Below are 22,219 nucleotides of genomic sequence, written 5' to 3'. Positions count from 1 at the left end.
AGGCCTTTTTCGTGTCAGCGGTAAAGAATGTCCGGCGCCACCGCGTGCCACCACGGCGAATCCCACAGGAGATTTATCGCCACAGCGGTCGGAACCATGATGGCGGCATAGATCCAGTATGCCCGATGGATCGTGCGCAGGCGATAGAGGTCCCACAGGAACATCGGCGCGATCGCCATCAGCGGCCACAGGTCCACCGTCAGCGGTGAATGCGGAAGGGTATGCGGCATGAAAGGCATCCGGTCGAATGCCGCCGGCGTTGGCGCGATCGTCGCCAAGATCATCATCCGCTTGTGCAGCCCGCTGTCGCGCTTGCGCGCGCGGAGCCCGATATAGACCATCAGCAGGAAGCACACCGCGATCCGCAGCTGCAGCAGCGCGATGTTCGTCATGAAGTGCAGGAACTCCTGCACGCCCTGCTGCACCGCCGGGGGGCCGTCTTCCCCGAACGCGGCCCAGAGCTGGAGGTTGGTAGGCACAAGGACCACTCCGGCAACGACCAGCGCCGGCGCGAGGACCGTTGCGGCGATCCCCAACTGCATGTGCATCGTTCGGCGGCCGGTCGCCATCAGCGTGGTCTGGGTCAGAAGGAGCAGCATCCAGGCCCCCATCAGCACGGCGTGGACGTGCATCGCCACAGGAAAGGGCGGGCGCTGGGCCTGCTCGACCGCAGCGATCTTTTGCAGCGAATCCGGGATGAAACCGGTCAGCACGACGGCGATCAGCAAGCTCGCCATGAAGACGTAGATCCACCGGTCAATCGCATGGACGATTACCCGTGAACCAGCGGATGCGGGCGTTTCTGTAATGGGCGTGGCTGGCGCAACTGTCGCCATGGCAAGGCCCTCCCCCTTGCAAGCGCAACCCGCATCACCCGATTAGCGTCTTTTCGCTGGCGGGGAAAGGCGGGTCAGATCGCTGCACCGGCGATAGAGGTAAGCGCGATCGCCGGCAGCACGCCAACGGCAGTGGCAAGAGCGTACCGGCGCGCGCCTACCGCGGCGATCGCGCAAACGGCGGTTACCGCCAGATGCGGCAGTCCCACGAGGCGAAGTCCGATGATCGGCAGGATGCCGCCTCGCCTGGCCCATCCGTCGAGCCGGTCCAGGTGGTGGCCGTATCGCGATCGCAATGCCCCCCGCGAACTGCGCTCGAGAATCTTGTAGAGCACGAGAGCCCCGAGCACGGCACCGAACCCGACCGCCAGCATGCCGAGCGCTCCGCCCAGCAGCGCGCCCGACGAGAACGAGATTGGCAGGAGGGTGCCCGGCACGCCGGACGCGTAGGCAGACGCGGCGAGCGCGAAAAACCCGAACGCGACCCACACCTCGCCGAACGGCGCGGCGAGCAGCGCCTCAATTGCATCCAGCGGCAGCAAGTCGAGAATGGCGCTGTCCATGCGGGAAAAATCGCCCGACAGACCGCCGGGTTCCCGGGTTGGGTGCAGTTAAAGGGCCAGCCCACCCTTGAAAAGCGCCATAACCCGGCCCTGCGCCGGCTGACGGGCGAATGGCGTGTTGCCCGCGCTCGCCGTCGTTCCCGCCGCATTCACGATCCACGGGCGGTCGGGGTCGATCAGGGCAACGTCGGCCTCGGCGCCTTCGGAAAGGGTACCGGCCGCAACGCCGAGCAGACGCGCGGGATTGCGCGCCAGCAAGTCGAACGCGCGGGAAAGATCGACCAGCCCATCGCGGACGAGCGTCAGCGTCATCGAGAGGAGGGTCTCGGCCCCCACCATGCCCGGCGCGGCATCCGCGAACGGCAGTCGCTTGTCCTCGGGACCCTGCGGATCGTGCCCGCTCGCGACGACGTCGATCGTGCCGTCGGCGATGGCTTCGCGAACCGCCTGGCGGTCGTCCTCTCTTCTGAGCGGCGGCGACAGGCGGGCGAACGTGCGGAAATCCATCGTCGCGAGGTCCGACAGCATGAAGTGCGCCGGAGTGACGCCCGCCGTCACCCTCACCCCGCGCCGCTTTGCCGCGCGAACGAGATCGAGCGCTCCGCGGGTGGTGACCTGCCGCAGGTGCAGCCGCGCGCCGCTCAACTCGGCGAGTGCGATGTCGCGCGCGGCGGCGAGTGTCTCGGCCTCCGCCGGAGCGCTCGGCAGGCCCAGGCGGGTCGCCATCTCGCCGGCGGTGGCAACCGCGCTGCCCGCAAGCCCACCGTCCTCTGCGTGCGTGACGACGACGAGATCGAGCATGGCGGTGTACTGCATCAGGCGCAGCATCACGCCGGAGTCCGCGATCCAGCGGCGCCCCGTGGCGACGCCCCGTGCGCCGGCGTCCTTCATCAGCGCGATCTCGGCGAGGTGCTCGCCTCCCAGGCCCAACGTCGCTGCGGCGAGCGGGTGCACCCAGAGGTCCGGCTTGCCGCTCTTGGCAATGAAGTTGACGCGCGCCGGATAGTCGAGCGGCGGGTTCTGGTCGGGCATCAGCGCCGCGCGGGTTATGCCGCCGAACCGGAACGCGGGTTTGTCGACCGAGAACACGCCGAAATCGACGATGCCCGGGGCAACCAGCTGCCCGCTTGCTTCGACGATCTCGTCGCCGTCCGCCGGGTCAGCAAACCCGGCGACGACACCGTTTTCCAGCCTGAGCGTCCCCTCCCGGATACCGTCCGGGGTAACCACCTTTCCGCCGACGATGGCGAGCGGCGCCGGGTTCATGCGTCCTCTCCCCAGCCCTCGACGCCGCGGCGACGGCGGGTCAGCACGTCGAGGCAGGCCATGCGAATCGCCACCCCCATCTCGACCTGGCGGGTAATGATCGACCGATCGAGCATGTCGGCAACGTCGCTGTCGATCTCGACCCCCCGGTTCATCGGCCCCGGGTGCATGACGATCGCCTGCGGGGCCGCCTTCGCAAGCCGCGTGGCGGTCAGGCCATAGAGATGATGGTATTCACGCGGGCTCGGCACGAACTGTCCGCTCATCCGCTCGGTCTGGAGGCGCAGCATCATCGCCACGTCAGCGCCGTCGAGTGCCGCGTCGAAATCGGAATAGGCAGCAGCGCCCATCGCCTCGACGTGGCTCGGCATGAGCGCCGGGGGCGCGCATACGCGGACGCTTGCGCCGAGCGCCTGGAGGCACAGCACGTTCGAACGCGCGACCCTGCTGTGGAGCACGTCGCCGCAGATCGTGACAGTCAGCCCGGTGAAATCCTCGGCGGCGTCCCCCCGTTCGCGTAGCGCGTGCCGCAGAGCGAGCGCGTCGAGCAGGGCCTGGGTGGGGTGTTCGTGCTGGCCGTCGCCCGCGTTGAGCACCGGGCAATCGACCTTGTCGGCGATCAGCGCGGTCGCTCCGCTTGACCCGTGACGGATGACGATCGCATCGGGCCGCATGGCGTTGAGCGTGATCGCGGTGTCGATCAGCGTCTCGCCCTTCTTCACCGAACTCTGCGCGGCGTGCATGTTGACCACGTCCGCGCCCAGCCGCTTCCCGGCGATCTCGAAGCTCAGCAGCGTGCGCGTGGAGTTTTCGAAGAAGGCATTGATCACCGTCAGGCCGGCGAGCAGGTCGACGTGCTTGGCGGCTCTCCGGTTCATCTCGACCCACTGCTCCGCCTCGTCGAGAAGGAACAGGATCTCGTGCCGCTCGAGCCGCCCGATGGCCAGCAGGTCGCGGTGCGGGAATGCGCGCGCACCCCTGGGGTAGCGCCCGGCCACTGGATGATTTTCCGCCGATGTCATTGAAGCCATGCCCTTGGTCGAACCCCATATGCCGGTCAAGTGCAATCGGGTGGCAATGTGCCCCGCCAGTCCCTAGATCGGCAGCGACGGAATTTTCCAGGGGATCTCCTCGCACATGTCGTTCGCCCGCAAGGTCTGGCACCTGATCGTCGCCGTGAAGGACGCTCTCAGCCTCGTTTTCCTGCTGCTGTTCTTCTTCGCGCTCTATTCGCTCCTCACTGCCCGCCCCAATCCGGCTGCCGTGCGCGAGGGGGCGCTCCTGCTCGAGCTCGACGGAGTGGTCGTGGAGGAGAAGAGCCCGGTCGATCCGCTGTCCATCATCCTTTCGGGAACGGCCCCGACGGGCGAGTTCGACGTGCAGGAACTGGTCCACGCGATCGACGAGGCCGCGACCGACGACCGGATCAAGGCGGTCGTCCTCGACCTCGGCGGGTTCCTCGGCGGCGGGCAGGTCCATCTTCAGGACATCGGCGCGGCGCTCGACCGGGTTCGCGCGGCGAAGAAGCCGGTGCTCACCTGGGCCACGGTCTATACCGACGATTCGCTCCTGCTCGCCAGCCACGCGAGCGAGGTCTGGGTCGATACGCTAGGCGGTGCCGTTGTGCTCGGCCCGGGCGGCAACCGCCTCTATTACGGCAGCCTGCTGGAAAAACTCGATGTCAACGCGCGGGTCTACAAGGTCGGCACCTACAAGAGCGCGGTTGAACCCTACGTCCTCGACGGGATGTCCGAGCCCGCTCGCGAGAACTATTCCCAGCTTTACGGATCGCTGTGGGCCGAATGGCAGGCGAACGTGCAGAAGGCGCGTCCGCAGGTCCGGCTCGCCCGGTCGAGCCAGCAACCCGCCGAATGGCTTGCGGCGGCGGGCGGCGATGCGGCGACTGCGGCCAAGTCGGCCGGACTGGTCGACCGGCTGGGCGACCGGGTCGGGTTCGGCAAGCGGGTGGCAGAGATCGTCGGCAAGGACCGCTGGGACGAAAGGCCGGGCGCGTTCGCGTTCACCGAGCTCGAACCCTGGCTTGCCGACAAGCCGCTGCCTGACGACGGCGCGGCAATCGGCGTGGTGACGATCGCCGGCGAGATCGTCGACGGCGATGCCGGGCCGGGCACGGCAGGGGGCGACAGGATCGCCGAGATTCTCGACAAGGCGCTTGCAGACGACATCAAGGGCCTGGTCGTGCGGGTCGATTCCCCGGGCGGGTCGGTCCTCGCGAGCGAGGAAATCCGCCGCGCGATCCTGCGGCACAAGGAGCGCGGGATACCGGTCGCGGTTTCGATGGCCAACCTGGCCGCCAGCGGCGGCTACTGGGTTTCCACTCCCGCAAACCGGATCTTCGCCGAACCTGAAACGATTACCGGATCGATCGGCATCTTCGCCGTCATTCCCACGTTCGAAAAGGCGGCCGCAAACTGGGGCGTCTATGCCGACGGGGTGAAGACCACTCCTTTGTCGGGCCAGCCCGATGTCATCGGCGGCTTGCCGCCCGAGGCCGACGCCGTGATGCAATCCTATGTGGAAGACGGATACGCGGATTTCATCGAGCGGGTGGCCCGGTCGCGCCGGATGACGCCCGCGCGGGTCGACGAGATTGGCCAGGGGCGCGTGTGGGATGGCGGCACCGCGCGGCAGATCGGCCTAGTCGACCAGTACGGCGGACTCGATGACGCGCTTTCCTGGGTCGCCGCCCAAGCCAAGCTCGGCGACGGCGAGTGGCACGCGGATTTCCTTGGTGACGAGGCCAGCACCGGCGACACCCTGCTTCGCCAGCTGGTGATGGGCGACGAGGCCCGACGCAATTCGGACCGCGATCTGGCTGGCCAGTTCGCGTTCCGCCAGAACGCGATGGTCGCGCAGCTTGCAGGCGACCTCGAACGGCTGCTCGGCGTGAACGGGATGCAGGCCTATTGCCTCGAATGCGCGCCGGTGGTGCGCCAGGCCCCTCCCCGCCGCACCGACGGTTGGCTCGCCAGCCTGCTCAGGATCTTCGCCTGAGACAAGGCAAGCGGCTTGCCAAGCGCCCGGCTCGGTGGCAAAGGCGCGCCCCTGTCCGGCCGATATGGACGACGGACGGGCGCGTAGCTCAGCGGTAGAGCACACCCTTCACACGGGTGGGGTCACAGGTTCAATCCCTGTCGCGCCCACCATTCCGTTCCGGCGAACCGGAGGAATGGCCAGCGAGCCGCCCGTCGCGCGGGATCACTTCGCTCACCAGAGTGTCTTGCCGATCGTTCCGCAAAATCTGTCCTTGCGCGCAGCGGAGTGGAGCGCTGACTGGTCGTGGCCACATGCGAGTCTGCGAGGAGACGGCCCCTGCCGGCGGGGTACGGGAGGGGGGATAAGACGCCCGCCGAATGCAGCGACCGGCTCCCGAAATCGCAACACGTCAGGGGCGTTTCCGGTTCCCCGCCCGCATCGTCGGGTGTACGCCCGGACAAGGGCGATTGTGCTTTCACGCGTCCCCGGCAATAAAGGGCCAAGGGACTTGGGGGGCGCAATCGGTGCTGGCGACGTCGTTTCGGAACCGCATTGCGCGCGTGATCGCGACACTGCGGTTCGTGCTCGCCGCGGTGTTCCTGATCGCGCTGGCGGCCGACCCTAGCCAACCGACGCGTTATGTTCCCATCGGCTATGCGATACTGATCGGATACGTCGTGACGTCGGCGGTCCTGCTTCGCGTGGCCTGGACGAGCTGGTGGCACGATTTCCGCCTGTCGGGTTATGCTTTCGCGCTCGACATCGCGGTATTCTCGCTGTCGGTCTGGTTCACCGAAAACTCCTCGGTGAACTTCACGAGTCCGTTCACCGCATTCTTCTTTTTCCTGATGTACGCCGCGGCACTCCGGTGGAACTGGCGGATCACCGCGCTGTCCGCGATCGTCACGGGCGCCGCCTACATGCTCGCGGGCACTGCTCTCCTGCTGGAGGGGCAAGACATCGACATCCAGGTCTTCCTGCGACGCCTGACCTACATGGGTGTGATCGCCGTCGCGCTTATCCTGTTCGGCATGCAATCCCGCTCCGGACGGCGCGAACCGCCCACGGACGACCTCGTCCAGTACGACCGCCTCGAGGCTGCTGTCCGCTATACATCACTCGTGCTCGGCGCTCGCACCGTTGCAATCGTCTGGGAGCCGAGCGAGGAACCGGCCGCTGCCGTCATCCTGCGGAATGGCAAGCTGGAATCGCATCGGCTTGTCAGTTTCTCCGACGAGGGCCAGCCGCCCGTCCGGCTGTTCGACTTGCCGCGGAGCCGATGCCTGGCCATGCGATCGGCGGAGGGGTCAATCTTCGCATGCGATCCTCCGCCGCGCGAGGGACTGATCGCGCTCGCCGGGGTCGACGAAGGGCTTTGCGCCGCGCTGCGGTCGAGTCAGGGCTCGCGCGGTCAGCTGATCGCCGGCGGCATGGACAGTATCGCGATCGACGATCTGTCGCGCTTTCGCGACATCGCGCGCGAGGTGGTCGCGCTGATCGAGGAACGCGCGCTGGCCGAGTTCGAACGCAATCGCGCCCTCGTCCAGACCCGCGAGGCGCTCGCCCGGGACGTTCACGACAGCGTCGCGCAGGCGCTTGCCGGGGCCACTTTCGGGATCGAGGCGCTGCGCCTCACCATTCCCGAGGATGCGACCGAATCGCGCCGCCTGGCCGCCGAACTCAAGGCAACCTTGCGGAACGAGCAGACCCACATCCGGGGCGTGATCGAGAGGCTGCGCTCGGGCCCTTCGGACCACAGCGACACCGAACTTGCCGGCGAACTCGCGAGTGCGGTCGAGGAATGCCGGGGCCGCTGGGGAATCGCTATCGACCTGGCGATGGAGGGGGACCGAACCGTAAGCGTTCCGCTGGCGTTCGAATGCCGGCAGATCGTCCGCGAGGCAGTGTCGAACGCGGTGCGTCACGGCGGGGCGCGAAAGGTGGACATTGATGCGGGCATCGCCGGCACCCGCCTGTCGCTCGCCATCGCCAATGACGGAGTCCCTTTCGGGGACGGGCCCGAGCGCGCCTATCCCCGGACCATCGGGGAGCGCGTCGAGCGGTTGAATGGCCGTCTCGCCGTCGAAGGCGGGACACCCGCTCGAATTCGAATCGAATTGCCGCTAGGAAAGGCGTGAAATGAAGATCCTGATTGCCGACGACCACCCCCTGATCCGTTCCGGGGTTACCAGCGTTCTCTCTCTCGGCGGCCATTCCGACGTGATCTCTGCGGCGGATGGCGAAGCCGCGCTGGCCGCAATCGACGAACACCAGCCCGAGATCGCCATCCTCGACATCCGAATGCCCAAGGCAAGCGGCATCGACGTCCTGCGCGAACTGCACGACCGCAGAAGTCCCGTGCGCGTGGTGCTCCTGACAGCCGACATAATGGACGATCAGCTGCTCGACGCGCTGCGGTACGGCGTGCGCGGTGTCCTGTTCAAGGACGGCGCGGAGGATCGCCTGCTGGAATGCATCGAACATGTGGGCGCAGGCAGGCGCTACATCGACAGCGAGCTTACCGAACGCGCGCTTTCGGCTTCGCTCGAACCGGCAACGGACACGCTCGCGGGCCTTACTCCGCGCGAACGCGAGCTGGCGGGGCTCGTCGCAAAAGGACTTCGCAACCGCGAGATTGCCGAACGCATGGCGGTGACCGAGGGGACGGTGAAAGTCTATCTCAACACGGTCTACACCAAGCTGGGCATTGGCAATCGCACCGCGCTGGCATTGCTGGTGATGGCCCAGCCCTAGCACCCACCTCACATCACGATGCGCCTCGGATCCGATAGGGCCTGAGGGCAGACCCTGCGTCCGGACGAGGGAACGGTCATGAACCTGCGGCACATCGAGGTTTTCCACGCGGTCTACGTGAGCGGATCGGTCAGCGCCGCCGCGCGAATGCTCAACGTCTCGCAGCCGTCGGTTTCCAAGGTGCTCCGCCATGCGGAATCGCAGATCGGGTTCGTGCTGTTCGACCGCACCGGCGGCCGAATCGTTCCGACCGAGGACGCGCATGCCCTGTTCGCCGAGGTCTCGGACATCCAGGAGCGGGTCTATGCCTTGCGCAAGGCGAGCCGCAATCGCAGACAGGGTGCCGGAGCACTGCTGCGGATTTCGGCCCTTCCCTCGATCGCACTCGACGCGCTGCCGGAAACGGTCGCGCGGTTCCTGCGTGCGCATCCCGGAATCCGGTTCGACCTGCAGACCGTCCACCACGCCGATCTCCTGCGCAATCTCTACGAACGGGAAACCGACATCGTGGTCGCATACGAGGTACCCGCAGGCGCGCCGCTGGGCGGCTTTCGGCTGGGCGCGGGGGAGCTGGTCGTCCTGTACCGCGAGGAAGACATGCCCGGCGCGCCCGCACGGGTCGCGCTCGAGGACCTCGCCGGCAGGCCGCTCGTCAGCCTGGCGGCAAGCGGACCGATCGGCACGATCTTCATGGCCGAGGTCGAGCGTCTGGGCGTGGAACTCAACGAGGTAGTTTCGGCCCGGACTTTTCATATCGCGACCGCGCTCGTTCGCCTGGGCGTGGGCATGACCGTGGTCGACAATCTTACCGCGCGCGCCGCGCTGGCTCCGGGCTTGTCGATGCGGCCTTTGAGGTCGCCGCTGACATTCGACATAAACGCGATGTACCTGCTCGACCGTCCGCCGGCCGCCCTGGCTGTCGAGTTCCTCAACGTCCTCGGAGCGAATATCGGCGAAGCCTCTGGCCGGACATAACCGGCCGTTATGACCCGGCGACAAGGCAGCATGAGGTAATCGGGAGTCCGTAGCGTAGTCCTTGCGCCATGGCCGTTCCGGCGCCTTTTCTGTTGTACCTGGGCCACGCGACCGACCCCGTGGGCATCAAGACGTCGCGCGGGCTGGCTGCGTTTCGAGGAAGCGATTGCGTGGGGGAATTTCGCCACGATGATTGCCCGCTGACCGTTGGCCTGCCGCGCATGGCGATGGCGCAGGCCGTCGCCGCCGGCGCGCGAACGCTTGTGCTCGGCATCGCAAACCCCGGCGGGATCATGGAACCTGCGCTGATCGCGGACGCCCGCTCGGCGCTCGAGGCCGGGCTGAACGTGGCGTCCGGCCTCCACCAGCGCCTGAACGCCGTCCCCGAACTCGTCGCGCTCGCGCGGGAAAAGCACCTTGCCCTGTTCGACGTGCGCGACCCCCCTCCGGGATTGCCGGTCGGCACTGGCCGCCCGCGCCCCGGTCGGCGGGTGCTGACCGTGGGGACCGATTGCTCCGTGGGCAAGATGTATGCCTCGCTCGCGCTGGTCGAGGGCTTGCGCGCACAAGGGCGGCGCGCCGATTTCCGCGCCACCGGCCAGACCGGCATCCTCATCGCAGGGGGCGGCGTGCCCGTTGACGCGGTCGTCGCCGACTTCATCTCGGGCGCGATCGAATACCTCGCCCCGGGCCGCGAGGACGACGGCTGGGACGTCATCGAGGGACAGGGCTCTTTGTTCCATCCATCGTTCGCCGGGGTATCGACCGGTCTTCTCCATGGCGCCCAGCCGCAAGCGCTCGTGCTCTGCCACGATCCATCGCGTACGGCCGTGCGCGGCCTTCCGGAACGACCGCTGCCGGGCCTCGCCGAATGCCTCGCCGCGAACCTCCAGGTTGCGCGGCTTACCAGTCCCAGGGTCCGGGCCGCTGGCGTGTGCCTCAATACCGCCCGCTTTTCGGCGGACGAGGCCCATCGCCTCTGCCGCGATGCGGAGCACCTCCTCGCCCTTCCCTGTACCGACCCCTACCGCTTCGGCGTGGCTCCGATAGTCGACAACCTGCTGTGCCAAGAACGCTCTTCGCCCGCTCCGACCACTTCGCGCTGAAGCGGCCCTTCCGCATTTCGCGCGGGGTGCGGCTCGCGGTCGACGTGGTGACGGTGAGCGTGCAACAAGAGGGCGCGACGGGCCGCGGCGAAGGCGTGCCCTATCCGCGTTACGGCGAAAGCGTCGAGAGCACGCTGGCGGAAATCGAGGCGGCGCGCGAAGCCATCGAAGGGGGCGCGACCCGAGGCGAGTTGATCACGCTGATGCGGCCGGGCGCGGCGCGCAATGCCGTCGATTGCGCACTGTGGGATCTCGAGGCGAAATCGTCGGAGAAAAGCGTGGCGGAACTGATCGGGGTTCCCTCGCCGTTGCCCTTGGCGACTGCGCTCACGCTCGGGATCGATGCCCCGCCGGCAATGGCCGCTGCCGCCGCAGCGATGGCGGACGTTCCGCTGATCAAGGTGAAGGTCGATGCCGGCGACCCGATTGCAGTCATACGGGCCGTCCGGGCCGCGGCGCCGCGGGCATCCCTGATCGTCGACCCCAACGAAAGCTGGGACGAGGCGCTTGTGCGGTCCGCGATGCCCGTGCTGGCCGAATGCCGTGTCGACGTGCTCGAGCAGCCCTGCCCTGCCGAGAACGACGGCTGGCTCGCCGGGTATCGCGGGGCGGTGCCGATCTGCGCCGATGAATCGGTCCACACCGCCGACGACCTCGACCGGGTCGCGGAGCGTTACCAGGCAATCAACGTGAAACTCGACAAGACCGGCGGGCTTACAGCCGCACTCGATCTCGCGGCTGGCGCGCGTGATCGGGGGATGCGGCTGATGAGCGGATGCATGGTCTGCTCGTCGCTCGGCATCGCGCCTGCGCTGTTCATCGCACGAATGGCCGACTGGGCCGATCTCGACGGGCCCTTGTGGCTGGCCGAGGACCGTCTAGGCGGGATCGCGGAAAACCAGGGGTGGCTGCACCCGCCTCAGGAAGGTTTCTGGGGCTGAAGCACGGCCCCGGGTCCTGGTGGCGGTCTCGGCTACCGGTCCGATCGGTCACTGCCGCGTTAACCCTGTTTCGAGACCGTACCCTTACGTGTCCCCCTTATCCGGGGCAGGATGCGAAAGGGCCAGATCCTCCGCTTGCCATCCAGCCGCCGGGTCGTCGCCGGGCTGTCCGCCCTCGCGCTGGGCGCAGTCGCCTCTCAAGCGCAGGCCGCGGTCCCCGCGATCGTGCTGCCGGTGTTCTTCGAAGGCTTGGCGGGATGCCCGGTAGCGGCGCAGCCGCTTTCACCGGCGTCCGCTCCGATCCCCGCGACGAAGGCCGCCGCCCTGCTGGGGGGGGCGCCCAGCGCGCTCGACGCCATTCGCGCACAGCAATCCGCGATGGCTCCGGCGCCCGCGCTCCCGATCGCGACGCTGGCTGATACGACCGTGAACCTGGCCGCGTTGACCCCGGGGATCGATGCCTCGGCCGCGCCGCGGGCAGCCTGTGCCGGACTTGTGGCGAGCCGCGTTTCACCGCTGCCGGGCCTCGCGGTCCCGTCGGCAATCATCCAGGCCGATCCCGAGAACTTCCTCGCCAGCAAGCGCGTGCGCATCGGACACACGAGCTTCGACAAGGAATGGAACCGGGTCCGCTCCGAGACGATTTCGTCCGCGCAGCTCAGGCGCTACTTCGGCACCCTTCCGTCCGCTCGGCTGGACACGCTGGGAGCGGTGAACCGCTGGGTCAACCGCCGCATCGCCTATGCGGAGGATCGCGACCAGTATGGTGTCGCGGATTACTGGGCGGGCGCGCGCAAGACGCTGAAGGCAGGGCGCGGCGACTGCGAGGACATCGCGCTCACCAAGATGCAACTGCTTGCGGCGGCAGGGGTGCCGCGCGACGCCATGATTCTCACCATCGCCCGCGACCTTGCGCGCAACGCCGACCACGCGGTGCTGATCGTGCGGACCGACGCAGGCTACCGCCTTCTCGACAACGCCACCGACGAAGTGCTCGATGCCGCCTCGCAGCACGATTATCGCGCGATCCTCAGCTTCGGTCACCAGGACCGCTGGCTGCACGGGGTCTGACCGCGCGGCCCACGTCCGTCAGCGCTCGGTAAGCGCGGTGTCGAACGCCTTTTCGATCGGTTTCAGCAGGTAAGTCAGGATGCTGCGCTGTCCGGTGATGATCTCGACATCGCAGATCATGCCGGGGACGATGGGCAACCGCTGGCCGCCCCGGGCAATGTACGACCGGTCGGTCTCGATCAGCACGGTGTAATACGCCTGCCGCTCCGCCTCGTCGAAAATGCTGTCGGCCGACACCTGCTGGACCTTGCCGCGCAAGCCGCCGAATATCGAGAAATCGTAGGCCGTTACCTTCACGTTCGCCGTGTCGCCCACCTTGATGAAGGCGATGTCGCTGGGCGCGATGCGCGCCTCGACCAGCAGCTTGTCGCCGACCGGAATGATCTGCATGATCTTCTCGCCGGCGTTGACGAACCCCCCGACGGTGGTGATCTGCACGTCGTTGACGATCCCGTCGCTCGGCGCGCGCAGTTCGTTGCGCTCCTGCCGGGCGGCCGCGCCGCGGATGGTCTGCTCGTTCACCGCGATGCGCGTCTGCAGTTCGCTGCGCTCGTTGAGCGCCTGCTGCCTGAAATCGAGCCGTGCGGCGTTGAGATCGGCCTGCGCCTGGCTGATTCCCGCACTGGCGCGCGCAGCCGCCTGGCGCGCGGCCGATAGCCGCCCCTGCGTATCGACGAGGTCTCTCTGCGCCTGGAGAAGCTCGGTCTGGGGCACGATGCCTTTGGCGGCCAGCGGGGTGAGCATGTTGACCTGTTCGCGCGCCAGCCGGACGCTGTCCTGCAGTGCATTCGCGGTCGCCTGCGCCTCGCTGAGGTCGCGGCGTCGCTGCTCGACGGCGGCGGCAAGCGCGTTCTGGCGTGACCGCTGGGTCGCGATGCGGGCCTGCTGAAGCTGCCGTTCCTCGGCGCAGTCGGCGCTGTTGGCGCCCGCTTCGCAGCCAAGACCGCCGCCGCCCGCTTCCCCCTGCAGGCGATCCGCGCGGATCGCCAGCCGCTCGGTTTCTGCCCTGAGCTGTCCCAGTTCGGATTCGGACTGCGCGTCGTCCAGGCGGACGAGCAGCTGGCCCTTCTTCACCGACTGGCCCCCGCGGACGAGGATCTCCTCGATGACCGCTGGTGCGGCCGGCTGGACGAGCTGCGCCTTGCTCGAGGGAATGACCTTGCCCATCCCGCGCGTAACCTGGTCGACCTCGGCGATGGCCGCCCACGCAAGCAGAAGGAGCAATCCGGCCGCCGAGATGAAGATCAGCCGCCTGCTCGCATCCCAGTTCGCATACCGTTCGCGGAAGGTCACGCAGCGGGGTCCTTGACCGGTGCAGTCTCGGCCATTCCCACCCCGCCAGCGCGCGGTGCATCGGCCTGTTTCGAAATCGTGCTCTTGTACGAATTGCTGAGCTCGGACGGGTCGGGGATCGACATGCGCCACGCGGTGGTCGTGTCGAGCCGGCCTCCGACGTCGAGCGGGGCATGCCGGTCCTTCGCGTCGGGCGTGACGGTGAGACCGGGCACGAACCCCACTTCCGGTTCCGCAGCGAAGGCATCGACCCTCGCCGCGAGCGCAGCACTCAGCCGTCCGTAGTCAAGCGCGGGAATGCGCTCGACCCCGGTCCAATGGTCGCCGAACGCACCCGGGCTGCCGACCCTGCCGGGCAGGCGGTAGAAGATATGCCGCCCGATCTGCTTCAGCTTGCCGAGGGTGAATGCCCAGCGGGGCACCACGTAATCGGCGTGGTAATTGGTGGCGGTTCCAACCGCCGGTTCGACGCTGCCGGACAGCGCTGCCGCAGCCACGCGGCGCGATTCGCCCCACTGGCGGGCCATCGGGGTGCGCAGCAGCGACCCGTCGCACGTAAAGCTGAACTGGCAGACCCGGGCGTTGGCTCCTTCATAGACCACGCCGCATACCGAGTTCGGGTAGGCGGGGTGCCGCAACCGGTTGAGCACGACCTGGGCCACCGCGCGCTTGCCCATTTCCGGCTCGTTCGCCGCCTCGTAGTAGATCGCCTGCGTCATGCACTTGAGCGCGTTTGCATAGGCGGGCGATCCCGACGCAATCTCTGTGAAGGCCGACAGGCGGCCCACCGGCATGTCGCTCGTGGGGATGAGCGCGTTGCGCTCGATCGCGCCTGCCCCGGTGGCGAAGGTCGCCTGCTCGGTCCCGGTAGACATCGTCGCGATCTGCTGGCGAACGCTGTCGCTGACGGGGATTGCGGCGCGCGCCGCCCGCTCGGGCGGCACGAAGGACGACGCGCCCAGCGCGCCGGCCACCGCGAGGAGCGCCGGCGCCGTCCGCAGCCACGACTCGTGCACCGCTTCGCCTTCGTGCGGCGGCAGGGCCGTTTCGGTGGGGATCGCGTTCATGCCGTCTTCCCTGCAACGCCCGAGCGGGCGATCACGTCCTGGATCGGACCGTCGGCAACGACGCGGCCGTTGTCGAGCACGATCAGGCGCTGGCAGACCGCGAAAAGCGCCGGACGGTGGGTCGAGATGACCAGCGTCTGCCCATCCGTCATGGACTGGGACAACCGCTCGACGAAAAGTTGCTCGGTCTGCGCGTCCATGGCGCCCGTCGGCTCGTCGAGGAACAACAGCTCGCACGGCGTCACCAGCGCCCGCGCAAGCGAGAGGAACGACCGCTGACCGCCCGACAGCCTCCGCCCGTTCTCACCCACCGCGCGGTCGAACCCGCCCGCATCGCGCGACAGGAACTGGTCCGCGCCGGTCGAACGCAGGGCCGCGAGCAGCTGTTCATCGTTCACGTCGCGGCGACCGAGCGACAGGTTGTCCTTCACCGAACCAGTGAACAGTGCCGCGTCCTGGCCGACGAAGCGAAAGGCTTCGCGCAGCTGCTGCGGCCGGTACTGGCGACTGTCCACCCCGTCGATCAGCAGCGCCCCGTCGGTTGGAGCGTAGAGCCCGCAAAGCACCCGTCCAAGCGTCGACTTGCCCGAGGCGACGCGGCCGACCACCGCGATCTTCTCACCCGGCTTTATCGAGAGGTCGATTCCGTCGAGGGCAGAACGTTCGCTGTCCGGATAGCGGAAGGACAGGTTCTCGAGCCGGATGGTCGGTCGCTCGATCCGTCCGAGAGTAAGCGTCGCGTTCCGGCGGCGCTCGTCATCGCCGTCGAACATGCGCTCGATACTGTCGAGCGTTTCCTTCGCCTGCCGTCCGCGGGTGAGCAGGAAGGCAATCTGCCCCGCCGGGGCGAGCGAGCGCGACGCGAGCATGACGACCGCGATGATTGCGCCCATCGTGATCTTTCCGGCCGCGAACAGGTAGTAACCGCCGATGACGAGCGACACGGTCGAGACCTGCTGGAACGTTTGTGCAAGACTGATCGCCAGCGTGTTGATGTGCTTGAGACGCTGCTGCGAGTGAACGCCAACCTCGGCCAGCCGTCGCCAGCGCCCGATCATGCCACCTTCGCCGCCAAGGCTCTTAAGCGTCTCGATACCGGTCAGCGATTCGACGAGCAGCGTCTGCTGCAGGCCCGCGTCGGCCTGGGCGTCCTGCGCCGCGTCGACCACGCGTTTCTGAAGCATCCAACCGGCGAACGCCATCGCCACAATGATGGCTAGCGGCACGAGCGCCAGCCAGCCCGCGATGATCGCGATCACGCCTACGAACACGAACAGGAAGAACACGTCGACCACGAGGACGATGGTCGTCGATGCGAAGAAATCGCGAACCGTCGCATACTCGGACACCCGCGCCGCAAGCGCACCGGTATGTCCCTTGCGGCTGTCGAGCGGCACCGCGAGGAGGCGGGAAAAGATCTTCTGCGAAAGCTTGAGGTCGAGCCGTCGCGAGACCTCGTCGATCACCTCGGTCCGCGCGCGGCGCAGCATGAATTCCAGCCCGAACGCGACGATGACCCCCACCGCCAGCACCCACAAGGTGGCCTGCGCACGGTTCGGGATCACACGGTCGTAGACGTTCATCGAGAACAGCGGCAGCGCCACCGCCAGGAGGTTGATCACCGCCGACGCAACGATCACGGGCGTGAACGCGGGCAGTTCCTTGCGCATCTCGCCCCAGAACCAGTGCCCGCGGCCCTTCGCGTGCCAGGGCGCCTCGTCGGCGCGCTGCTTGTCGGGGTCGCCATAGACCGAAATGAACCGCGTGATCGGCGAAGCCTTCAGCGACGCCCGCGTTTCCCACGCTTCTCCCGTGTAGGGACGCCAGAGGAGCACGTCGCCTTCGCGCACGTCGAGCGCGACCGCGAACTCGCCGGGCGCGAACTCCACGAGCGCGGGGTATTCCGACGCCAGCGCGGGGAGCCGGCGCCGCAGATGCGGCTCGAAACCGAGGTCAGCGATTTCAAGCGCGGCATCGGCCTGGTGTCCCGGCAGACGGCCTGCCGCGTCGCGCGGGAGGTAGTCGAGACGCGTGACGTCGAGCGGCGGCCCGAGCCTCCGCGCAAGTTCGAGCACGCATTCCACCAGCGGATCCGCTGTGGCGCCCTCGATCGATTCACCCTCGATCATCATCCCCGTGTCCGTGCGACCGATCCCCGCCCCTAGTTCGGGTAGACCCGGCGTTGCACCTCGGCAGGCGCGGGCGGGCCGTAATCGAACCGGGTGCGCTCGTCCGTACCAGCCCCCGCTCCGGGGGCGATCTGGAGCGCTTCGAGAAGCGAATTGGTCGCTGCAAGCGTCTGGTACTGCGCGAACAGCTGCGAGAACCGCGAAGTCTCGAGACGGACCTGCGTGTTGTAGCGCGTGTTCTGTGCGTCGAGCACGTCGAGCAGCGAGCGGCGGCCGACATTGAACTGGCTGCGATAGGACAGCAGAAGGTCGTCGCTGACCTGGCTTTGCCGCTCGACCTTGTTCACGATGTCCGATTGCGAGTTCATCGTCGTCCATGCGGTGCGCACGTCGGCCTCGGCATCACGCTGCATCTCGTGCAGGCGATAGCGGCTCTGGCTCGCGCGGCGGACCATCTCCTGGACCTTGGCACGGTTGATGCCGCCGTCGAAGATGTTCCAGCGCATCACCGCCCGCGCCTGAAGATCGTTGGTTTCGCCCCGGAAGCCGTCGATGTCATCGCCATAGCGACCCCGCAGCTCGATCCCGACGGTCGGATAGAGATCGCCCTCCGCCGATTTGACCATGGCTGTCGCGGCATCGACGTCAGCCATCGCCTCGCGCACCTTGGGGTGCCGCGTCCGCGCAAGACCCACCGCCTGGTCGAGGCTGGGGGGGAGCGCCGAAGCGAGATTGGGGGGCAACACCACCTGCGTGATGTCAAGGCCGGTCAGCCGCTGCAAGTTGATCATCGCGTCCTGCAGATCCTGCCGAGCCTCGGTCTGGCGGACGAGCGCCGCCTGAAGCCGTTCCTCGGCCTGCTGCCGGTCGGCGATGCTGATCGAACCCTGCTCGACGCCCTTGCCGAGGTCCCCGACAAGCATCTGGTGGAATGTGACGTTGTCGGCTGACGCGGCTGCGACCCGCTGCTGCAACAGCACGTCGAAATACTGCCGCGCGATCTGCAGCGCGACAAATTCGGAACGCTCGACCACCCGCAGCGAAGCTCCGTCGACGCGCGCGGCCTGCCGCAGCAGTTCGCCCCGCCGCCGGCCGAAGTCGATCACCGTCCAGTCGATCACCCCGCCGATCTCGAGCGGGTAGAGCTCCTGGTTGGCAATGCCCAGATTGCGGCGGGTCGCGTTCTCGAGCCGGCGCACGCCGGCCGACGCCTCGAGATCGACCCGAGGCGCGTAGAGTCCCTGCGCCTGCTTGCGCTCGAACTGGATCGCCTCGGTGTTCATCTGGGCCTGGATGATCTCGGGATTGGCCTTCATCGCCACCGCGACGGCCTCCTGGAGCGTGGTCGGACCGGCTTCCTGCGCGAGCGCGGCGGGAGCCGCGGACGCCAGCAGGATCGCGGTTGCGATCGATAATGTCATATTGCGCATAGTAACCCCTCGAACTGTTACCGGACGCCGATTTCAACGCGGCGGTTCTGCGGATTGCGGACCCCATCCTCGGTCGGGACCCGCGGCTCTTCTTCGCCGCGCGATGCGGTCGCGATGGCGGATTGCGGCACGCCCATCGATGCCATCAGCGAGGCGACCGCCGCTGCCCTGCGCTGCGACAGGCCCATGTTGTAGGCGTTGCTGCCGGCGCGGTCGGTGTGACCGACCACCTCGAATGCGGTCCAGCGGCACGCCGCGGCGTTGCGGGAAACGAACTCGATCGTCTGAGTCGCATCGCCTGGCGGGGTCGCGGAATCGAACTCGAAGAACACGATCCCGGGAACCCGCTGGTTGCAGATTTCGGGGGGCGGAGCGGCGACGACGGGCGGCGGCGGCGCCATCGGCGCGGCTGCGCGGTTCATCATCCCGGCAGCAAGCTCGCATTTCCCGATGCTGGTCTCGTCCCTGGTCGACGATTTCAGGAAGCCGAGCGCTATACCGCACTGCGCCTTCGCCTCGTTGGCCCAGAGAAAACGCGTATCGTTGGCCGATACCACCGCCGGATCGGTCGACAGCGCGAGTGCCGCATCATAGCGCTGCTGGATTTCCCCGCGCAGCGAGCCAAGGTCGAGGCCGGACAACGAACTGTCCTGCGCCTGGCCCGGCGCCGCGGTCGCAGCGGCGGCCATTGCCATCGTGGATACTAGCGTCTTTCTCATCGTTTCCCCCGTTCCTCGAAGTTCAGGCCTGCGCCGACGCGAGCATGCTCGCGTCGTCGTGGGCTTCGGGTAGATTGATCAGTGCGGCGAATTCGGCGCCCGCCCCGCCGATGCCCTGCAGGAGCATGAACGAACCGGCTTCGGCGCCGTCGATTGCGCCCAGTTCCACCGGCGCGTGGCGGCCCGCCGCAGCAAAATGCTCGACGATGCTGTCGACCAGGGCCTCGCCCGCAATGTCCGACAGCGCGCCGTCGAGGGCAGCAAGACCAGGATTCGCGATCCCCGCTTCGGCCGCGGCGTGCGGCGCGATCGAAAGCAGTGCTTGCATCGTCCCTTCTGCACCCATGCCCTGCAGCAGCGCGCCAGCCCCCTGCGCGGCTTGCGGGCCGCCCGCTGCGCCCAGCCATGCCGGGACATCACCAAGGTCGCCAAACGCACTGTCGTTGGCGATGAAGCGCGCCTCGCTCGTTTCGCCGCTGATCCGGTGGGCAGCCATCTCCGGCTGGACGGCCTCGTGGTCGGTCGTGTCGGCGAGTGCGGGCCTAAAGGTATCGGCAGCAGACACGGTTTCCACCTGCGCTCCGCTTCTTCCGGCAACGGGCTGTAAGGCGGCAAGGCCATCGGCCTGCGTCCCGTCGGTCTCGGACACTTGCGCCGCGACGGGCAGCGCGTTGACGGCTGCACCTGCGAGAGCAGCGGTGGTGACGATCTCTGCGGTACGCTGCGCGGACCGCGCAGCGGTCGCAAAGGCGGCGTCGGCGAGCGCTCCGGTCGACCCGTCGGCGCGGGTGAAGGTCGACGACCCCGCCACGCTGACGTCGCCCCCGGCCGCGCTGTATGCCACGCCGTCGCTGGTGAGGTTGATCGAAACGATGCCGAGTTCGGCCAGCGTGCGGAACTCGCCCGCGTCGGCCACCCCGTTGGCGTTCGCATCCTGCCACACGCCGAACCTGGCAAAGTCGGCGTCGCCGGCGTCGAGAACGCCGTCATGGTTCTTGTCGTATTTCGCGGCGAGGCCTTCGAGATCGCTCAGCGAACCTTGCGAGAACACGATCTCGGTTCCGTTGTCGACCTTGCCGTTGCCGTTGAGATCGATCGCCAGCAGTCCGTCACCGCCGCCGACCCAAGCTGTCGCCACGCGGCTGCCGTCGTCGCCGTAATCGAATGTCGTTCCCGCCGCGAGCGAGGTGAAGTCAATGCCTCCGCCGTCGAGATCGAGCGCGATGGGCGTAGTCTGGTTGACCACGTTCGCGGTCAGGACCTGTACCGCCGACAGGTCGCCCTCGCTGTCCTTCAACTGGAAGGTGAACTTCAGCGAGGCGTTCTGCAGCGTGGTGGTGCGCGTCAGGAAACCGATGTCCGAGACCTTGAACCCGACGTCGTTGACGTCGCTCGAGAAGTTCTCCGACGGCGCGGCCTCGGTTCCGCCCAAGGTGCCTACCGCCCCGTTCAGGTTATAGGCCGGCCCGGTAATCCCTTCGTCTGTCGAAGTGATCTGCGCTCCGGTTATGATCCAGTTGTCGGTCGGCAGAACGTTGTAATCGTTCGATTCGATGATGACGACGCCGTCGTTGTTGTCGAGCGTTATTCCGGAATAGACGCCAAGGTTTCCGCCCTGCTTCAGTATGTCGGCGTTGGCGACGTAGAAGGCCTTGGTGGTCGTGATCGACGGATCGTTGGCATCCTGCAGCTTGAGGATGATAATCATGTCCTCATTCGCGCCAATGCCGTCGAACTTGAAGAACACGGTCGATACCTGGGCAAAGTCGGTGTTCGTCACGATGCCCTTGGGATCGGTGGCGAAGAAGTTCATGTTGAGCACTTCGCCCTTGCCCATCGTGTCGCCGCCGACCCCGTTGGCCGAGCCCGAGATGGACACAAAGTCCTGGTTGTTCGTGTCCAGCGTGTCTCCCGGCGTGAACACCAGGGGGGTCGCGGTATCCGACGGGCTGTTCGAGCGGAAATTGTTCGCGCCGGTGCCTGAGCCCTGTTCGCTGAAGCCGGTGAACTGGACGAACAGTTTGTTGGAGGTGTTAGGGTCGGTTGGGTCGAGCGGAATCGTCGCCACCGAAACCAGCGGATTGTTGCCGCTGACCGTCGTGGTACCCTGCACGTAGCCGATTATCGAGTTGGCGCCCGAAACCGACGGCGGAGAAACCGATGCCTGGATCGGATCCTGCAGGTCGACAGTATAACTGCCATTGACCTTGTCGAAGACCAGAATACCGTTCTCGGTCACCGTCATGCCGCTGGCCTGATAGTCGAACGAGAAACTGAACCTCGCTTCGGTGGCGGATTCCGAAAGCCAGGTAAGCGGAGTCGAGGCAATGGTCTGCGACCCCACGGTCCCGGTCAGCGTGATCGTCGTGAAATCCGAATTCATCGCGCTGTAGGAAGTGCGCTGGTCGGCGCCGACGGTGAAATCGAAGTTCCCGGTACCCGACACTGCTCCGCTGTTGGCGATGGGGATCGTGGCGTCCTTCGCATAGACGATCGGTGCGTCGTCCTTGACGAGAACGTCGATCGTCGTGGTCGCGGTGACCGCGGTCGTGTCGTTGTCGCTGTCGGTGACGCGCACTGCGAACGAATCGCCTGGGAGCGTTTCGCCCGCCCCGGGCGTCGAGTGCCCGAGCCGGTCCGTCAGCGTGTAGCTGTAGCTGTACTGCCCTGCGCCGTCGGATGTGACCGTCAGGGTCCCGAAGGTCCCGTTAACGATGACCGGGACGGCCATCGTTGCCGCGGTAACGTCGACCCAGGTTCCGTTGGCGGCCTGCACCTCGAGAGCCTCGAGAGAGTCGTTACCGGTATTGATCGTGAACGTGCCGGTCGCGGTCTCGCTGGTGTCGCTGTTCAGGTCTTCGCTCATGCCGAAGTGGTCGGCGTATTCGCCGCTGCCCCTGGCGAGACCCTTTTCATCCACCGTCACGTCGGTGACGCTCAGTGTTGGCACCGAGTCCGGCTGCAGCGTCACGTTCACCGTCTTGGTCACGCTGTCGCCGTCCGCGTCGGTCACCGTGAACGTGAAGCTGTCGCTCGTGTTGCCGTCGCTCCCCGCCCCCGAAGCCGGCATGT

Annotated in this window: 17 protein-coding genes and 1 tRNA gene; 8 read left to right on the top strand and 10 right to left on the bottom strand. The window is 67.1% G+C overall.

From position 1 onward, the window contains the following. Window positions 1-14: 14 nt before the first annotated feature. The 4 genes from ACPV3N_RS00090 to ACPV3N_RS00075 all read right to left on the bottom strand — a co-directional run bounded on the left by ACPV3N_RS00090 (window position 15) and on the right by ACPV3N_RS00075 (window position 3,696). Entirely contained in the window at window positions 15-836 is an 822-nt protein-coding gene (locus tag ACPV3N_RS00090) for a hypothetical protein (protein ID WP_440112906.1), read from the bottom strand. Between the two features lie 74 nt (window positions 837-910). Beyond that, the gene (locus ACPV3N_RS00085) at window positions 911-1,399 is read right to left on the bottom strand and encodes a VTT domain-containing protein (RefSeq protein ID WP_440112904.1); all 489 of its coding nucleotides are present in this window, start codon (window positions 1,397-1,399) and stop codon (window positions 911-913) included. Between the two features lie 48 nt (window positions 1,400-1,447). Further along, a complete protein-coding gene (locus ACPV3N_RS00080) occupies window positions 1,448-2,665 on the bottom strand; it encodes a dihydroorotase (protein ID WP_440112901.1) in 1,218 nt (405 codons plus the stop codon). Continuing rightward, complete coding sequence (locus ACPV3N_RS00075) at window positions 2,662-3,696, bottom strand: aspartate carbamoyltransferase catalytic subunit (RefSeq protein ID WP_440112898.1); 1,035 nt, start codon at window positions 3,694-3,696, stop codon at window positions 2,662-2,664. The genes ACPV3N_RS00080 and ACPV3N_RS00075 overlap by 4 nt, the downstream gene beginning before the upstream one ends. A gap of 106 nt (window positions 3,697-3,802) precedes the next feature. On the opposite strand from ACPV3N_RS00075, the gene sppA reads away from it, so the two are divergent. The 8 genes from sppA (at window position 3,803) to ACPV3N_RS00035 (ending at window position 12,509) form a co-directional block, all read left to right on the top strand. Continuing rightward, complete coding sequence (gene sppA, locus ACPV3N_RS00070) at window positions 3,803-5,680, top strand: signal peptide peptidase SppA (RefSeq protein ID WP_440112895.1); 1,878 nt, start codon at window positions 3,803-3,805, stop codon at window positions 5,678-5,680. A 77-nt stretch (window positions 5,681-5,757) separates the two neighbouring features. Continuing rightward, window positions 5,758-5,832, top strand: a tRNA-Val gene (locus ACPV3N_RS00065). Between the two features lie 390 nt (window positions 5,833-6,222). Next, a complete protein-coding gene (locus ACPV3N_RS00060) occupies window positions 6,223-7,800 on the top strand; it encodes a sensor histidine kinase (protein WP_440112892.1) in 1,578 nt (525 codons plus the stop codon). 1 nt (window position 7,801) lies between these two features. Then, window positions 7,802-8,416 (top strand): response regulator, encoded by a 615-nt coding sequence (locus ACPV3N_RS00055; RefSeq protein WP_440112890.1) that lies wholly within the window; start codon window positions 7,802-7,804, stop codon window positions 8,414-8,416. Between the two features lie 78 nt (window positions 8,417-8,494). Further along, entirely contained in the window at window positions 8,495-9,391 is an 897-nt protein-coding gene (locus ACPV3N_RS00050) for a LysR family transcriptional regulator (protein ID WP_440112887.1), read from the top strand. Between the two features lie 68 nt (window positions 9,392-9,459). Next, window positions 9,460-10,497 carry an N-acetyltransferase DgcN gene (dgcN, locus tag ACPV3N_RS00045; protein WP_440112884.1) on the top strand — a complete coding sequence of 346 codons (1,038 nt, stop codon included), beginning with the start codon at window positions 9,460-9,462 and terminating at the stop codon, window positions 10,495-10,497. Continuing rightward, window positions 10,455-11,438, top strand: a complete 984-nt coding sequence (dgcA, locus tag ACPV3N_RS00040) for an N-acetyl-D-Glu racemase DgcA (protein ID WP_440112881.1) — start codon at window positions 10,455-10,457, stop codon at window positions 11,436-11,438. The genes dgcN and dgcA overlap by 43 nt, the downstream gene beginning before the upstream one ends. Before the next feature lie 135 nt (window positions 11,439-11,573). Further along, a complete protein-coding gene (locus ACPV3N_RS00035) occupies window positions 11,574-12,509 on the top strand; it encodes a transglutaminase-like cysteine peptidase (RefSeq protein WP_440112878.1) in 936 nt (311 codons plus the stop codon). Window positions 12,510-12,527: 18 nt separating this feature from the next. On the opposite strand, the gene ACPV3N_RS00030 is transcribed toward ACPV3N_RS00035, so the two are convergent. From ACPV3N_RS00030 to ACPV3N_RS00005, 6 genes are all read right to left on the bottom strand, one after another. Next, window positions 12,528-13,802, bottom strand: coding sequence for an HlyD family type I secretion periplasmic adaptor subunit (locus ACPV3N_RS00030; RefSeq protein WP_440112875.1), 1,275 nt, complete (start codon window positions 13,800-13,802; stop codon window positions 12,528-12,530). Beyond that, entirely contained in the window at window positions 13,799-14,869 is a 1,071-nt protein-coding gene (locus tag ACPV3N_RS00025) for a cell wall hydrolase (protein ID WP_440112872.1), read from the bottom strand. The genes ACPV3N_RS00030 and ACPV3N_RS00025 overlap by 4 nt, the downstream gene beginning before the upstream one ends. Beyond that, window positions 14,866-17,001: an ATP-binding cassette domain-containing protein gene (locus ACPV3N_RS00020; RefSeq protein WP_440112869.1), complete on the bottom strand. Its 2,136-nt coding sequence runs from the start codon at window positions 16,999-17,001 to the stop codon at window positions 14,866-14,868. The genes ACPV3N_RS00025 and ACPV3N_RS00020 overlap by 4 nt, the downstream gene beginning before the upstream one ends. 29 nt (window positions 17,002-17,030) lie before the next feature. After that, window positions 17,031-18,419, bottom strand: coding sequence for a TolC family protein (locus ACPV3N_RS00015; protein ID WP_440112866.1), 1,389 nt, complete (start codon window positions 18,417-18,419; stop codon window positions 17,031-17,033). 26 nt (window positions 18,420-18,445) lie between these two features. Further along, entirely contained in the window at window positions 18,446-19,147 is a 702-nt protein-coding gene (locus ACPV3N_RS00010; RefSeq protein ID WP_440112863.1) for an OmpA family protein, read from the bottom strand. Between the two features lie 22 nt (window positions 19,148-19,169). Continuing rightward, a partial coding sequence (locus tag ACPV3N_RS00005) for a beta strand repeat-containing protein (protein WP_440112860.1) occupies window positions 19,170-22,219 on the bottom strand: 3,050 nt, incomplete at its 5' end.

Origin of the sequence: Tsuneonella sediminis (assembly GCF_051912845.1) — a bacterium.
In the GTDB taxonomy this organism is placed as follows: domain Bacteria; phylum Pseudomonadota; class Alphaproteobacteria; order Sphingomonadales; family Sphingomonadaceae; genus Tsuneonella; species Tsuneonella sediminis.
This window is presented reverse-complemented; position numbering and strand designations above follow the sequence as displayed.